General features: G+C 62.0%; 13 protein-coding genes. 10 read left to right on the top strand and 3 right to left on the bottom strand.

The features are described 5' to 3' along the window. Positions 1 to 3: 3 nt before the first annotated feature. Positions 4 to 3,066, bottom strand: a complete 3,063-nt coding sequence (locus AC19YS_RS09200; RefSeq protein WP_106576755.1) for an efflux RND transporter permease subunit — start codon at positions 3,064 to 3,066, stop codon at positions 4 to 6. Positions 3,067 to 3,079: 13 nt separating this feature from the next. Beyond that, on the bottom strand, positions 3,080 to 4,207 hold the full coding sequence (locus tag AC19YS_RS09205; protein ID WP_500601523.1) for an efflux RND transporter periplasmic adaptor subunit: 1,128 nt from the start codon (positions 4,205 to 4,207) through the stop codon (positions 3,080 to 3,082). A gap of 241 nt (positions 4,208 to 4,448) precedes the next feature. Between AC19YS_RS09205 and AC19YS_RS09210 the strand changes: the two genes are divergently transcribed. Continuing rightward, positions 4,449 to 5,054, top strand: coding sequence for a TetR/AcrR family transcriptional regulator (locus AC19YS_RS09210; protein ID WP_200623023.1), 606 nt, complete (start codon positions 4,449 to 4,451; stop codon positions 5,052 to 5,054). A 209-nt stretch (positions 5,055 to 5,263) separates the two neighbouring features. Next, complete coding sequence (locus AC19YS_RS09215) at positions 5,264 to 5,722, top strand: REP-associated tyrosine transposase (RefSeq protein ID WP_200623032.1); 459 nt, start codon at positions 5,264 to 5,266, stop codon at positions 5,720 to 5,722. A gap of 117 nt (positions 5,723 to 5,839) precedes the next feature. On the opposite strand, the gene AC19YS_RS09220 is transcribed toward AC19YS_RS09215, so the two are convergent. Further along, the gene (locus tag AC19YS_RS09220) at positions 5,840 to 6,280 is read right to left on the bottom strand and encodes a GlcG/HbpS family heme-binding protein (RefSeq protein ID WP_106576758.1); all 441 of its coding nucleotides are present in this window, start codon (positions 6,278 to 6,280) and stop codon (positions 5,840 to 5,842) included. 256 nt (positions 6,281 to 6,536) lie between these two features. Between AC19YS_RS09220 and gcl the strand changes: the two genes are divergently transcribed. From gcl to AC19YS_RS09260, 8 genes are all read left to right on the top strand, one after another. After that, positions 6,537 to 8,312: a glyoxylate carboligase gene (gene gcl, locus AC19YS_RS09225; RefSeq protein WP_179607024.1), complete on the top strand. Its 1,776-nt coding sequence runs from the start codon at positions 6,537 to 6,539 to the stop codon at positions 8,310 to 8,312. Positions 8,313 to 8,322: 10 nt separating this feature from the next. Beyond that, entirely contained in the window at positions 8,323 to 9,105 is a 783-nt protein-coding gene (gene hyi / locus AC19YS_RS09230; RefSeq protein WP_124416852.1) for a hydroxypyruvate isomerase, read from the top strand. A gap of 175 nt (positions 9,106 to 9,280) precedes the next feature. Then, the gene (locus AC19YS_RS09235) at positions 9,281 to 10,171 is read left to right on the top strand and encodes a 2-hydroxy-3-oxopropionate reductase (protein WP_145165023.1); all 891 of its coding nucleotides are present in this window, start codon (positions 9,281 to 9,283) and stop codon (positions 10,169 to 10,171) included. 189 nt (positions 10,172 to 10,360) lie between these two features. Beyond that, entirely contained in the window at positions 10,361 to 11,641 is a 1,281-nt protein-coding gene (locus tag AC19YS_RS09240) for a glycerate kinase type-2 family protein (RefSeq protein WP_200623033.1), read from the top strand. Continuing rightward, on the top strand, positions 11,631 to 13,046 hold the full coding sequence (gene pyk, locus AC19YS_RS09245) for a pyruvate kinase (protein WP_106576763.1): 1,416 nt from the start codon (positions 11,631 to 11,633) through the stop codon (positions 13,044 to 13,046). The genes AC19YS_RS09240 and pyk overlap by 11 nt, the downstream gene beginning before the upstream one ends. Before the next feature lie 119 nt (positions 13,047 to 13,165). Next, the gene (locus tag AC19YS_RS09250) at positions 13,166 to 14,038 is read left to right on the top strand and encodes an urea transporter (protein WP_200623035.1); all 873 of its coding nucleotides are present in this window, start codon (positions 13,166 to 13,168) and stop codon (positions 14,036 to 14,038) included. 31 nt (positions 14,039 to 14,069) lie between these two features. Then, entirely contained in the window at positions 14,070 to 14,894 is an 825-nt protein-coding gene (locus AC19YS_RS09255; RefSeq protein ID WP_124416849.1) for an ion transporter, read from the top strand. Between the two features lie 105 nt (positions 14,895 to 14,999). Then, positions 15,000 to 16,004 (top strand): sulfate ABC transporter substrate-binding protein, encoded by a 1,005-nt coding sequence (locus AC19YS_RS09260; RefSeq protein WP_106576766.1) that lies wholly within the window; start codon positions 15,000 to 15,002, stop codon positions 16,002 to 16,004. Positions 16,005 to 16,134: the final 130 nt, after the last annotated feature.

The following is a 16,134-nucleotide window of genomic DNA, read 5'->3' on the forward strand; positions in this document are numbered from 1 at the left end:
GCATCATTCCAACGCCACCGGGCGGCGGCTGAAACGCTGCCCCAGGCCGTGCATGGCAAGGAAGATCACCGGCGTGGAAAACAGCGTGAGCAACTGGCTGAGCAACAGCCCGCCGATGATCGCGATGCCCAGCGGGTGGCGCAGCTCCGAGCCGATGCCGGTGCCCAACGCCAACGGCACCGCGCCGAACAGCGAGGCCATGCTGGTCATCAGAATCGGCCGAAAGCGCAACTCCGCCGCCTGGCGAATTGCTTCCACCGGGCTCAAGCCGCCCTCACGTAGAAGCTCCAGCGCGAAGTCGACCATCATGATGCCGTTTTTCATGACGATGCCGATCAGCAACACAATCCCAATCAGGCCGATGATGTCGAACTGCGTGCCCGTCACCAGCAACGCCAGCAACGCGCCGAGGGCCGCCGACAACAGGGTCGACAGGATGGTCACCGGGTGCACGAAGCTCTCGTACAGAATGCCCAGCATCAGGTACACCACCACAATCGCCGCCAGCACCAGAAACACCTGGTTTGACAGCGATGCCTGGAACGTCGCCGCCGCACCTTCAAGATTGGCTTGCACCGACAACGGCAGGCCGACCTTGGCTTCAATGTCCTGCAGCCGCGTCACCGCCGCGCCCAGCGTCTGGCCGGGCGCGAGGTTGAACGACACATCCGCATAGGGAAACTGCCCCAACCGGTTGATGGTGACCGGCGAACGCACCACCTCCAGGGTCGCCATGCTCGACAGCGGCGCCACGCCACCGCCAGGAATGTCCACGTACAAACCGGTGAGCAAGTCCGGCAAGTTGCGCGGCGGGTGGTCGGTGGCGATCACCACGTGGTACTGGTTGAGCTGGGTGTAGATGGTTGAGACCTGGCGCTGGCCGAACGCGTCGTACAGCACATCGTCAATGGCCTGCGGTGTAATCCCCAGGCGCGAGGCGGTGGCGCGGTCGAAGGTCAGCTTGATCTGGTTGCCAAACTGCATGGCCTGGCTTTGCACGTCGGTGAACATCGGGTCTTGCTTGATCGCGGCCAGCAGCTTGGTGGTCCACTGCTCCAGCTCATCCGGGTCGGTGGCTTGCAGGCCCAGGCGGTAACTGGTGGTGGACACCGTGGCGTCCAGGGTCAGGTCCTGCACCGAGTGCAGGTACAGGCGGATGCCGGCGTCGTCGGCATTCGCATCGGCCAGGCGGCGGATCACTTCGGTGCTGCTGTCTCGCTCGCCACGCGGCTTGAGGTTGATCAGCAAGTTGCCCTGGTTGATGGTCGGGTTGGTCTGGTCGATACCGACGAAGGACGACAGGCTTAGCACCGCCGGGTCCTTGAGGATGCGTGCGGCCAGGCGTTGCTGTTCAACCTGCATCTGCTGAAACGAGATGGTCGGCGAGGCCTGGGAAATGCCCTGGATCAGGCCGGTGTCCTGATCGGGAAAAAAGCCCTTGGGCATGATCACCAAGGTGAACAAGGTCAGCGCGGCGGTGAGCACCACCGAGATCAGGGTCAAGGTGCGGTGCGCCAACACCCAATCCAGGCCGCGTACGTAGTGGTTGTTGATGCGGTCGAAGAAGTCCGGGCGGCGCTCTTCATGCTTGGACTTGAGCATGCGCGCGCACATCATGGGCGTCAGCGTCAGTGAAATCACTGCCGAAATCACGATGGTCACCGCCACGGTCATGGCGAATTCGCGGAACAACCGCCCGACCACATCGCCCATGAACAGCAGCGGGATCATCACCGCAATCAGCGCGATGGACAGCGAGATGATGGTGAAGCCGATTTGCTCCGCGCCCTTGAGCGCCGCTTGCAACGGGGTGTCGCCGGCCTCCAGGTAGCGCGTGATGTTTTCGATCATGACGATGGCGTCATCGACCACAAAACCGATGGCGATGGTCAATGCCATCAACGTCAGGTTGTTCAGCGAAAAGCCCAGCGCGTAGGCCACCGCCAGGGTGCCGATCAACGTCAGCGGGATGGTGACGGCAGGAATGATCGTGGCCGCAATATTGCGCAGGAAGATGAAGATCACGATCACCACCAGCAAAATCGCCAGCCCCAGCTCGTACTGCACATCGGTGACCGAGGCGCGGATGGTCTGGGTGCGGTCGGTGAGCACCGCGACCTTCAAGGTGCCCGGCAGGCTGGCGCGTAATTTGGGCAGCAGTTGCTGCACGCGGTCGACCACTTCGATCACGTTGGCGCCGGGCTGGCGCTGGATGTTCAACACGATGGACGGCGTGTCATTGGTCCACGCCGCCTGGCGGGGGTTTTCCGCGCCCTGGGTGGAACTGGCGATCTGCGACAGGCGAATCGGCGCGCCATTTTTGTAGGCAATCACCAGGTCACGGTATTCCTCGGCCGACTGCAGTTGGTCGTTGGCGCCAATGGAATAGGCCTGAAACTTGCCATCGATATTGCCCTTGGCCTGGTTGACGTTGGCCGTACCGAGCGAGGTGCGCAGGTCATCCAGGGACAGGCCGAGGCTGTTCAGCGCCGACGTGTTGGCCTCGACCCGCACCGCCGGGCGCTGGCCGCCACTGATGGTGACCAGGCCGACGCCGGTGATCTGCGAGATTTTCTGTGCCAGGCGTGTGTCGGCCAGGTCTTCGACCTTGGTCAGCGGTAACACGTCGGAGGTCAATGACAGGGTCAGCACCGGAGCATCTGCCGGGTTGACCTTGCTGTACACCGGCGGGTACGGCAGGTTGGCCGGCAGGAAGGTGCCCGCCGCGTTGATCGCCGCCTGCACTTCCTGTTCGGCCACGTCCAGCGACAGCGACAGGTCAAATTGCAGGGTCACCACCGAGGCGCCGTCCGAGCTGGTGGAGTTCATCGACTTGAGCCCCGGCATTTCGCCGAGCTGGCGCTCCAGCGGCGCGGTAATCGAAGAACTGACCACGTCGGGGCTGGCACCGGGGTATTGGGTGAACACCTGGATGGTCGGGTAATCCACCTCCGGCAGCGCCGACACCGACAGCAAGTGGTAACCCAACAGGCCGAGCAACAACACCGCGACCATCATCAGCGTGGTGGCCACCGGGCGTTCGATAAAGGGCCGCGAAATATTCATGCTCGGCAGCTCCTCACTGGGCGACGACCTTCACCGCCGAGCCGTCGTCGAGCTTGTCGGCGCCTTCGGTGATCACCTGCTCACCGGCCTTGACGCCATTGTCGAGCACCGCCGAGACATCGCCGGTGGACGGGCCGGTCTTGATCGTGCGCAGGCTGGCCTTGTTGCCGTTGACCACAAACACGAAGTCGCCCTTGCTGCCGTGCTGGATCGCACGAGTCGGGACCACGGCGATCTGGCTCAAGGTGTCGGCCTTGAGCCGTGCGTTGACGAACTGATTGGGAAACAGCGCATTGCCCGAATCATCGAACTGCGCCTTGACCTTGATCGTGCCGGTGCTGGTATCCACCTCGTTGTCCAGCGCCAGCAGCGCGCCGGTGGCAAGCAGGGATTTCTTGTTGCGGTCGTAGGCCAACACCGTGACGCTGCCATGGGACATGGCCTGGTTGATCGCGCCCAGGTCATCCTCGGGCACGGCAAACACCACGGTGGCCGGGCTCATCTGGGTGATCACCACGATGCCAGTGGTGCTGGCGGTGGTCACGTAGTTGCCAGGATCGACCAGGCGCAGCCCGACCACGCCATCCACCGGCGAGGTGATGGTGCAGTAGCTCAATTGCACTTCGAGGTTTTGTACGTTGCCTTGGTCGGCGGCCACGGTGCCTTGTTGTTGCTGCACCAGCGAGGCTTGGGTGTCGAGGGTTTGCTGGCTGGTGGAGCCGGCTTTGACCAGGTCGCGGTAACGGGCCAGGTCGCGCTGGGCATTGCTCAACACTGCCTGATCGTGAGCCAGGGTGCCCTTGGCCACGGCCAGCTGCGCCTTGAGCGCGCGGTCGTCGATACGGGCGATGACCTGGCCTTTGCTGACGTGCTGGCCTTCCTTGAACTCCACGCTGCTGAGGATGCCATCGACCTGGGTCACCACCGTGACACTGCGGGTGGGCGTGACGGTGCCGAGGGCGTCGATGTACACCGGCACATCCTGCAAGGCCACCGGCACTGCTGCCACCGGTTCGCCGGGGGACACGGGCTTGCCTTTATGGGCGCCGCCAAACAAATGCATGCCCAGGCCAATCAACAGCGCCACCAGCAATAACGCGCCAACAACCCAGGCGAACGTACGTCGTCTGCTTTTCTCCACGGTTTCTCACTCGAACGCCGAATACAGGACTGAACGCAGACCCGGATGGCCGCGTCCTTGCTCTGAACTCTAGCAGCGCGCCCAGCCTGTGCCTGTACTACCGTGAATGCGTTCAGCATCAAGACAGACAAAGTCAGCTGCAAGGCCCGGCGTACAAGGGCTGCGCCGGCATTCTTGAGCGCTGCGTCAAGCCGGTGCTACCATGCTCGACCGCCTGTCCTGGCAAGGAAAATCCTGGTTTATGAGCACCATTCGCGAGCGCAATAAAGAAATGATCCTGCGGGCGGCCAGCGAGGAGTTTGCTGACAAGGGCTTCGCCGCGACCAAAACCAGCGACATCGCCGCCAAGGCCGGGCTGCCCAAGCCCAACGTCTATTACTACTTCAAGAGCAAGGACAACCTCTACCGCGAGGTGCTCGAAAGCATTATCGAGCCGATCCTGGCGGCGTCCACGCCATTCAATCCAGACGGCGAGCCCGCGGTGGTGCTGAGCAATTACATCCGCTCCAAGATCCGCATCTCCCGCGACTTGCCGTTTGCCTCCAAGGTATTCGCCAGCGAAATCATGCACGGCGCACCGCACCTGAGCAGCCAGCAGGTCGAGCAACTGAACGCCCAGGCCAAGCACAACATCGACTGCATCCAGAGCTGGGTGGATCGCGGCCTGATTGCCGCCATTGACCCCAACCACCTGATGTTCAGCATCTGGGCGGCGACGCAGACCTACGCCGACTTTGATTGGCAGATATCGGCGGTGACCGGCAAGGCCAAGCTGGATGACGCCGATTATGAAGCGGCGGCGCAGACGATTATTCGGTTGGTGCTTAAGGGGTGTGAGCCGGACTGAGAGACCGCGGCGCCTGTGCCATTCGCGAGCAAGCCCGCTCCCACAGGTTTTTGCGCTGGACACACAGTGTATGAACGCCGCAAAGCCAATGTGGGAGCGGGCTTGCTCGCGAAAGCGCCCTCCCAGACACATCCTGCCAAAAGCCTACAGATCAGCATCTACCATCGAGATCTAGCCTCTCAGAACCCCACCTGAAGAGAGGCCATGGAATGCCTGATCTTGCTACTTCATACCGCCTGCGCATTGGGCGGTTCAGCGAACCAAACCGCATCTACCTGATCACCACCAACACCCACAAACGCGTACCGATATTCAGCGACTTTCACCTCGGTCGCCTAGTGGTCTGGCAGTTCAGATTGGCCCAGTACCAAGGGCTGGCTAACTCCCTGGCCTGGGTGGTGATGCCTGACCATTTTCACTGGCTGATCGAACTGAAAAAAGGCTCGCTGGGGGACCTTCTGTGCCAGGTGAAATCCAAAAGCACTCGGACTGTGAACGGTGCCACGGGCCGCAAGGGGCGGCTGTGGCAGACCAGCTTTCATGATCGTGCGCTGCGCAAGGAAGACGACTTGGTGAAAATGGCCAGGTATGTTGTCGCCAACCCTCTGCGGGCCGGGTTGGTGACGCGGGTTGGCGACTATCCGCTGTGGGATGCGGTTTGGGTATAGAGCCGGGACCGAGTCGTCGCCTTCGCGAGCAAGCCCGCTCCCACATTTGATCTGTGAACACGGTCAAAACTGTGGGAGCGGGCTTGCTCGCGAAGGGGCCAGCCCAGTCATCTCAAATCAAGCAGACACCCCCGCATCCGCCAACAACCCCACCCCCTCAATCGCCGTAATCGCGCACTGCTCATCAATATCCGAAGTGTCCCCACTGATCCCGATCGCCCCCAGTACCGCCCCCGCCTGATCCCGAATCAACACGCCGCCCGGCGCCGGCACTACGCTGCCCTGCCCGAGGCTGTTCAACGCCGCGATAAATGCCGGGCGCTGCTGCGCATCCAACGCCAGCAAACGCGACCCCTTGCCCAGCGCAATCGCGCCCCAGGCCTTGCCGATGGCGATTTGCGGGCGCAGCAGGCTGGCGCCGTCTTCGCGTTGCAGGGTGACCAAGTGGCCGCCGCTGTCGAGCACCGCAATGGTCAGCGGCGCGGCGCAAATGGTGCGGCCTGCGGTGAGGGCCTGGCTGGCCAGTTGGGTGGCGAGTTTCAAGGTTAAAGCGCTCATGGGTGCCGTCCTTCTTTTGTTATTGGGAAAGGGTTGAAGTCTGTTTGATCAGAAGCTTGATCAAACAAATAGAACACAATGAAATTATTTTTTGTATACAATATTTCCGCACAAAGGCTCCATACGTCGAAAAAAGCTATCCAGACTCGCGTAAAGGCCAGTTTATAAAATGCATTGACCTGCCCCGCTCGCCGTGAATACACTTCGACCAGAAACCACTTGTATACAATTACAAAACGCAAGAGGCACCAAAACCATGAGCAAAATGAGAGCAATCGAAGCCGCCGTCCTGGTGATGCGCCGTGAAGGCGTAGACACCGCCTTCGGTATTCCAGGCGCCGCCATTAACCCGCTGTATTCGGCCTTGCAGAAGGTCGGTGGCATCGATCACGTCCTTGCTCGCCACGTTGAAGGCGCCTCGCACATGGCCGAGGGCTACACCCGCACCAAGGCCGGCAATATCGGTGTGTGCATCGGTACCTCGGGCCCGGCGGGCACCGACATGGTCACCGGCCTGTACAGCGCCTCGGCCGACTCGATCCCGATTCTGTGCATCACCGGCCAGGCCCCGCGTGCACGCATGCACAAAGAGGATTTCCAGGCCGTCGACATCACCAGCATCGTCAAGCCGGTGACCAAGTGGGCGACCACCGTCCTGGAGCCGGGCCAAGTGCCTTACGCGTTCCAGAAAGCCTTCTATGAAATGCGCTCCGGCCGCCCAGGCCCGGTGCTGATCGACCTGCCATTCGACGTGCAGATGGCCGAGATCGAATTCGACATCGACGCCTACCAGCCGCTGCCCCTGGCCAAACCATTGGCCACGCGCATCCAGGTCGAAAAAGCGTTGGCGCTGCTGGACCAGGCCGAACGGCCATTGCTGGTCAGCGGTGGCGGCGTGATCAACGCCGATGCCAGCGAACTGCTGGTGGAGTTCGCCGAGTTGACCGGCATCCCGGTAATCCCGACGCTGATGGGCTGGGGCACGATCCCGGACGATCACCCGCAGATGGTCGGCATGGTCGGTCTGCAAACCTCGCACCGCTATGGCAACGCGACGCTGCTCAAATCGGACGTAGTGCTGGGCATCGGCAACCGCTGGGCCAACCGCCACACCGGCTCGGTGGAGGTGTACACCGAAGGGCGCAAATTCATCCACGTCGACATCGAGCCGACGCAGATTGGCCGCGTGTTCACCCCGGACCTGGGCATCGTTTCCGATGCCGGCTCCGCCCTGACGATGTTCATTGAAGTGGCCCGCGAGTGGAAAGCCGCCGGCAAACTCAAGGACCGCAGCGCCTGGCTGCACGACTGCCAGGAGCGCAAGGCCACCCTGCACCGCAAGACCCATTTCGACAACGTGCCGGTCAAGCCGCAACGCGTGTATGAAGAGATGAACCAGGTGTTCGGCAAAGACACCTGCTACGTCAGCACCATCGGCCTGTCGCAGATTGCCGGCGCGCAATTCCTGCACGTCTACAAGCCACGTCACTGGATCAACTGCGGCCAGGCCGGTCCCTTGGGCTGGACCATTCCGGCCGCGCTCGGTGTGGTCAAGGCTGACCCGAGCCGCAAAGTGGTGGCGCTGTCGGGCGACTATGACTTCCAGTTCATGATCGAAGAGCTGGCCGTGGGCGCGCAGTTCAAGCTGCCGTACATCCACGTGGTGGTGAACAACTCCTACCTCGGGTTGATCCGCCAGGCCCAGCGCGGGTTTGAGATGGACTACTGCGTGCAGCTGTCCTTCGACAACCTCAACGCCCCGGAACTCAATGGGTATGGCGTCGATCACGTGGCCGTCGCCGAAGGCCTGGGGTGCAAGGCACTGCGTGTATTCGAACCGGGCCAGATCGCCCCGGCGCTGCGCAAGGCCAAGGAAATGATCGAAGAATTCAAGGTTCCGGTGATTGTTGAGATTATTCTGGAGCGCGTGACCAATATTTCCATGGGCACCGAGATCAACGCCGTCAACGAATTCGAAGATCTGGCCCTGGTCGGCAACGATGCGCCGACTGCCATTTCCCTGCTCGATTAAGGAGAACCCTATGCCGCGTTTTGCCGCCAACCTGTCCATGCTGTTTACCGAGCAGGACTTTCTCGCCCGTTTCAAAGCGGCTGCCGATGCCGGCTTCCAGGGGGTCGAGTACCTGTTCCCGTACGAGTTCAGCTCCGCCGAGATCAAGGCGCACCTGGACGCCAATGGCCTGACCCAAGTGCTGTTCAACTTGCCGGCCGGTGACTGGGCCAAGGGCGAACGCGGCGTGGCGTGCCACCCGGACCGGGTCGAGGAATTCCGCGCCGGGGTCAAGCTGGCCATCGCCTACGCCCAGGTGCTGGGCAATACCCAGATCAACTGCCTGGCCGGCATCCGGCCGCAAGGCGTTGACGACCAAACCGTGGAAAAAACCTTTGTCGCCAACCTCAAGTACGCCGCCGACAAGCTGCAAGCCGCGGGCATCAAGCTGGTCATGGAGATGATCAACACCCGTGACATCCCGGGCTTCTACCTCAACAACACGGCGCAGGCCCTGTCGATTCGCGAGCAGGTGGGCAGTGCCAACCTGTTCCTGCAGTACGACATCTATCACATGCAAATCATGGAAGGCGATCTGGCCCGGACCATGGCCGCGCACCTGGATGAGATCAACCACATCCAGCTGGCGGACAACCCGGGGCGTAACGAGCCGGGAACCGGGGAGATCAACTATCGCTTCCTGTTCGAGCATCTGGACCGCATTGGTTATACGGGTTGGGTCGGCTGTGAATACAAGCCGTTGACCACGACTGAAGCGGGTCTTGGCTGGCTCAAGAGCCACAACGCTATCTGATTGAACAAACACGGACCAAATGTGGGAGCGGGCTTGCTCGCGAAAGCGGTGTATCAGTCGACATCAATGCTGAGTGTCAGACTGCCTTCGCGAGCAAGCCCGCTCCCACATTGGATGTCCTGTGTTTAGACGGCCGTGCCAGGCCCATACACCTAATAAAAAGAGGATTTTGATCATGGCTAAAATCGGATTTATCGGCACCGGCATCATGGGCGAACCCATGGCTGCGAACCTGCAGAAAGCAGGTCACCAACTGTTCCTCTCCGAACACCACGGCAAAGCCCCGCAGGCCCTGATCGACGCGGGCGCAGTGGCCCTGGCCAACCCGCAGCAAGTGGCGCAGGAAGCCGAGTTCATCATCGTCATGGTGCCCGACACTCCGCAGGTCGATGACGTGCTGTTCCGCAAGGATGGCGTCGCGGCCGGCCTGTCGCCGAACAAGGTGGTGATCGACATGAGTTCGATCTCGCCCACCGCCACCAAGGCGTTCGCGGCGAAGATCAACGAAACCGGCGCGCAGTACCTTGACGCCCCGGTGTCCGGCGGTGAAGTCGGCGCCAAGGCCGGCACCTTGAGCATCATGGTCGGTGGCGAGCCGCAGACCTTCGAACGCGCTTTGCCCCTGTTCCAGAGCATGGGCAAGAACATCACCCTGGTCGGCGGCAACGGCGATGGCCAGACCGCCAAGGTCGCCAACCAGATCATCGTCGCGCTGAATATTCAGGCGGTGGCCGAAGCGCTGCTGTTCGCCTCGAAAAACGGCGCCGACCCGGCCAAGGTGCGTGAAGCGCTGATGGGCGGCTTTGCTTCCTCGAAGATTCTGGAAGTGCATGGCGAGCGCATGATCAAAGGCACCTTCGATCCGGGCTTCCGCATCAACCTGCACCAGAAGGATTTGAACCTGGCACTGGCCGGTGCCAAGGAGCTGGGCATCAACCTGCCGAACACCGCCGGTACGCAGCAGGTGTTCAGTACCTGCACGGCGATTGGCGGCGGCAATTGGGACCATTCGGCGCTGATCAAGGGCCTGGAGCACATGGCGAATTTTTCGATTCGCGATAAGTAACCCACACCGCTCCTCCCGTTGAAATGCGGTCGAATGTGGGAGCGGGCTTGCTCGCGAATGCGCCAGGTCAGTCAGCACGGATGTTGAATGAAAGACCGCATTCGCGGGCAAGCCCGCTCCCACATTTGATCGCATTCCACATTCGACATTGATGCACCTCTAATAACAAAAATTTCCGGGAGCCCGCTTATGTCGGTCGATCCGCAACACCTGCTTCGCGAGCTGTTTGCCACAGCCATCGACGCCGCCCACCCCCGGCAAGTGCTTGAACCTTATCTGCCCGCCGACCGCAGCGGCCGTGTGATCGTGATCGGCGCCGGCAAAGCCGCGGCGGCCATGGCTCTCGTGGTCGAGGAGTGCTGGCAAGGCGACGTCTCGGGCCTGGTGGTCACCCGCTACGGCCACGGCGCACCGTGCAAAAAAATCGAAGTGGTCGAAGCCGCGCATCCGGTGCCCGATGCCGCCGGCCTGGCGGTGGCCAAACGCGTGCTGGCACTGATCGGCAACCTCACCGAAGACGACCGCGTGATCTTCCTGCTCTCCGGTGGCGGTTCGGCCTTGCTGGCCTTGCCCGCCGAAGGCATCACCCTGGCCGACAAGCAGACCGTCAACAAAGCCCTGCTCAAATCCGGCGCGACCATTGGCGAGATGAATTGCGTGCGCAAGCACCTCTCGGCGATCAAGGGCGGGCGCCTGGCCAAGGCGGCTTGGCCGGCAACGGTCTACACCTACGCGATCTCCGACGTGCCGGGCGATCAGGCCACCGTCATCGCCTCCGGCCCCACCGTCGGCGACCCCAGCACCTCGCAGCAAGCCCTGGCAATCCTCAAGCGTTACAGCATCGACGCGCCCGCTTCGGTGCGCAGCTGGTTGCAAGACCCCGCGTCGGAAACCGTCAAGCCCGGCGACCCGGTGCTCGCGCGCAGCCACTTCCAACTGATCGCCCGCCCACAGCAGTCGCTGGAAGCCGTGGCGGTGAAAGTGCGCCAGGCCGGGTTCAGCCCGCTGATCCTCGGCGACCTCGAAGGCGAAGCGCGGGATGTGGCCAAGGTGCACGCCGGCATTGCCCGGCAGATCGTGCAGCATGGCCAGCCGCTGGCGGCACCGTGCGTGATCCTCTCCGGCGGTGAAACCACCGTCACCGTGCGCGGCGATGGCCGTGGTGGGCGCAATGCCGAGTTCCTGCTCAGCCTCACCGACAGCCTCAAGGGCCTGCCCGGCGTCTACGCCCTGGCCGGCGACACCGACGGCATCGACGGCTCGGAAGACAACGCCGGCGCGATCATGACCCCCACCAGCTACGCCCGCGCCGAAGCCCTGGGCCTGTCGGCCAGCGACGAGCTGGACAACAACAATGGCTACGGCTATTTCGCCGCCCTCGACGGCTTGATCATCACCGAGCCGACCCGCACCAACGTCAATGACTTCCGCGCCATCCTGATTCTTGAGACTGCCAAACATGACGCCTGACAAGAAGGTCAAAATCCTCGCCACCCTGGGCCCGGCCACCGACGGCATCGATGACATCCGCGAGCTGGTGGAGGCCGGGGTGAATATCTTTCGCCTCAACTTCAGCCATGGCGACCACGCCGATCATGCCCAACGCTACCAGTGGATCCGCCAGGTGGAGCGCCAGCTCAATTACCCGCTGGGCATCCTGATGGACCTGCAAGGGCCGAAGCTGCGCGTCGGCACGTTTGCCGAGGGCAAGGTGCAACTGGTGCGTGGCCAGGCGTTGCGCCTGGACCTGGACCCAACGCCGGGCGATCAATGCCGGGTCAACCTGCCCCACCCGGAAATCATCGCGGCGCTGGAGCCGGGCATGGACCTGCTGCTCGACGACGGCAAGCTGCGCCTGCGGGTGATCACCAAACATGCCGAGGCCATCGACACCACCGTGCTCAATGGCGGCGAACTGTCCGACCGCAAAGGCGTGAACGTGCCACAAGCCTTGCTGGAACTCAGCCCGCTGACCGCCAAGGACCGCCGCGACCTGAGCTTCGGCCTGGAGCTGGGCGTGGACTGGGTGGCGCTGTCATTCGTGCAGCGCCCGGAAGATATCCGCGAGGCCCGCGAGTTGATCGGCGACAAGGCGTTTTTGATGGCCAAGATCGAAAAACCGTCTGCCGTCCTACGCTTGCAGGAAATCGCTGAGCTGAGTGACGCAATCATGGTGGCCAGAGGCGACCTGGGCGTGGAAGTGCCCGCCGAAAGCGTGCCGCAGATCCAGAAAGACATCATCAGCACCTGCCGCCAGCTGGGCAAACCGGTGGTGGTGGCCACGCAGATGCTCGAATCCATGCGCTTTTCGCCTGCGCCAACCCGCGCCGAAGTGACGGATGTGGCCAACGCGGTGGCCGAAGGCGCCGACGCGGTGATGCTGTCGGCGGAAACCGCTTCGGGTGAATACCCGCTGGAAGCCGTGCAGATGATGAGCAAGATCATCCGCCAAGTGGAAAACGGCCCGGACTACCAGACGCAGCTGGACGTCAGCCGGCCGAAGGCGGACGCCACGGTGTCAGACGCGATCAGCTGCGCGATTCGGCGTATCAGCAGCATTCTGCCGGTGGCGGTGCTGGTCAACTACAGCGAGTCCGGCAGCTCCAGCCTGCGCGCGGCGCGGGAGCGGCCGGTGGCGCCGATCCTCAACCTTACGCCAAACCTGTCCACAGCGCGGCGCTTGAGCGTGGCGTGGGGCGTGCATTCGGTGGTCAACGATCGACTGCGCCAGGTGGATGAGGTGTGTTCCACGGCGCTGGAGATTGCTCAGGCGCAAGGCATGGCGCAGCGCGGGGATACGTTGGTGATTACGGCGGGGGTGCCGTTCGGGCAGCCGGGGTCGACCAACTCGTTGCGCATCGAAACGTTGATTTAGCGTCTGTAAGTGCCCCATCGCGAGCAAGCCCGCTCCCACATTTTGATCTGTAATGCATTCAAATGTGGGAGCTGGCTTGCCTGCGATTGGGGACGACTCCGTCTCACTGACTAACCACCATGCACAACCCAACCTGCCCCGACTGGGCCGAAGCCCTGCTCAACGGTTTCAGCCAGATCTTCCTGCAACGCCAGCCACTGTGTGGCTTGCTGTGCCTGCTGGCCATCCTGATCGGCGCCCCGGCCTTATTCGGCGGCGCATTATTGGGTGGCGTCGCCGGTTTGCTCACGGCCCAGCGCCGGGGTTATCCCAAGGCCGAACGCCAAGCTGGCCTTTACAGCTACAACGGCGTGCTGCTGGGCTTGCTGATCAGCCAGCACTTCGCCTGGTCGGCCTTATTGCCGCCGCTGATCCTGGCGTGCGGCGGCCTGAGTGCGATGCTCACGCGGCAATGGTTGAAACACGCCACTGCGCCGCATGACTTGCCCGCCTACACCGCGCCCTTTGTGGGCCTCGGCTGGTTGCTGGTGGGCACAGTGCCTGACAGCACATTCACGCTCACCGCACCCGACACCCTGGACGTGCTCACCGCACCCTTCACCGGGCTTGCGCAAATCATGCTGCTGGACCGGCCGTTGGCTGGCGCGCTGATTGCGCTTGGCCTGTTGCTGGCCAACCGCCGCGCCGCGCTATGGGCACTCACGGGCGCCGCTACCGGCGTGTTGATCGCCCTGTGGCTGGACGAACCGGCCAGCGCCCTCCTCGGTCTACACAGCTATAACCCGGCGCTGGCCGCGCTGGCGTTAAGCCAGTCATGCCGCCGACCCTGGCAGCCGCTGCTCGGCATCCTTCTGGCGGTCATCCTCACGCCCGGTTTCACCGCCCTGCACCTGCCCGCATTGACGGCCCCGTTTGTCCTGGCCTGCTGGCTGGTACGCGCCAGCCAGCGGATGTTCAAAGCCCGCGTGGACAGCCCGTTCGAATCCCCCTAGGCTTGCCCGATATTCGATTTGGGCGGGTTTTATGGACAGCAACAACGACTGGCGTCAGCGCCTCTATGTAATGGTGTTCCAAAGCGACACCGTGGCCGGCCGGCGCTTCGACAGCACCCTGTTGCTGATCATCCTCGCCAGCCTTGTGATCGTGATCCTCGACAGTATCCAGACCGTCCACGATAACTACGCCGACGTGCTGGCCTATATCGAGTGGGGCTTTACCGTCATCTTCGCCATCGAATACGGCCTGCGGCTGTATTGCTCGCCCAAGCCGTTGCGCTATGCGTTCAGTTTTTATGGGCTGGTGGATTTACTCGCCATCGTGCCCGGCATCCTCGCGCTGTATTACAGCGACGCGCAGTACCTGCTGATCATCCGCATCATCCGGATGCTGCGGATTTTCCGCGTGCTCAAGCTCAGCCCCTACCTCAAGCAAGCCAACTATCTGATGGCGGCGCTGCGTGGCAGCAAGCAGAAGATCGTGGTGTTTCTGCTGAGCGTGTGCACCCTGGTGACCGTATTCGGCACGCTGATGTACGTGATCGAAGGCCCGGAACACGGGTTTACCAGTATTCCCAAAGGCATCTACTGGGCGATCGTGACGCTGACCACCGTGGGCTTTGGCGACATCGTGCCGAAGACTCCGCTGGGCCAGGTCATCTCGTCGCTGGTGATGATCACGGGTTATTCGATCATCGCCGTGCCCACGGGGATCTTTACCGCTGAATTGGCCAGTGCCATGCGCGGTGAACAGCTGCAGCACGATTGCCCGGTGTGCAAGAAAGACAACCACGAGCCCAACGCAGCGTTTTGCTCGCGCTGTGGCAGCAATCTGTTTCGCAAAGTGGAATAAGCAAAGTTCGTTTTAATCTTTAAACGTCTATACGGGCGCGGCTATAGTCGGTGGCAAAATGCCCCCACTCAATCGACAACCTTCTCGAACAACAAGGAATGAGCAGTGAAAAAACTCGTTAGCGCCTCTTTACTGGCCGCCGGCCTAGCCCTGGCGGGCGCCGTACAGGCTGCCCCCGTCACACTGCTCAACGTCTCCTATGACGTGATGCGCGACTTCTACAAAGACTATAACGCCGCCTTCCAGAAGCACTGGGAAGCCGAGCACCCAAACGACAAGCTGACCTTGCAGATGTCCTTCGGCGGCTCCAGCAAACAGGCGCGTTCGGTGATCGACGGCCTGCCGGCTGACGTGATCACCATGAACATGGCCACCGACATCAATGCCCTGGCGGACAACGGCAAGCTGGTGCCGGACAACTGGGTCACCCGCCTGCCGAACAACAGCGCGCCGTTCACCTCCGCCACGGTGTTTATCGTGCGCAAGGGCAACCCCAAGGCCCTCAAAGACTGGCCGGACCTGCTCAAGGATGGCGTGCAAGTGATCGTGCCCAACCCGAAAACCTCGGGTAATGGCCGCTACACCTACCTGTCGGCCTGGGGTTATGTGCTCAAGAACGGCGGCGATGAAGACAAGGCGAAGAAGTTCGTTGGCGAACTGTTCAAACACGCGCCAGTGCTGGACACCGGCGGCCGCGCAGCCACCACCACGTTCATGACCAACCAGATCGGCGACGTGCTGGTGACCTTTGAAAACGAGGCAGAAATGATCGCGCGTGAGTTCGGCCGTGATCAGTTCGAAGTGATCTACCCAAGCGTTTCCGCCGAAGCGGAGCCACCGGTGTCGGTGGTCGACAAAGTGGTTGAGAAAAAAGGCACCCGCGTGGCGGCCGAAGATTACTTGAAGTACCTGTGGTCGCCTGAAGGTCAGGAAATCGCAGCCAACAACTACCTGCGTCCCCGCGACCCGAAGGTGTTGGCCAAGTACACCGACCGCTTCCCGAAAGTCGACTTCCTGTCGGTGGAGAAGACCTTTGGTGACTGGCGCACCGTGCAGAAAACCCACTTCAATGATGGTGGGATTTTTGATCAGATCTACAGCGGTCAGTAACTGAATAAACGCGGTAAACAATGTGGGAGCGGGCTTGCTCGCGAAGGCGGTGGTTCAGTCGATTGATTCGATGACTGACACTGCGCTTTCGCGAGCAAGCCCGCTCCCACATTTGGCTCTGTGTTTTGGC

This window comes from Pseudomonas sp. MF08831 (assembly GCF_059862645.1).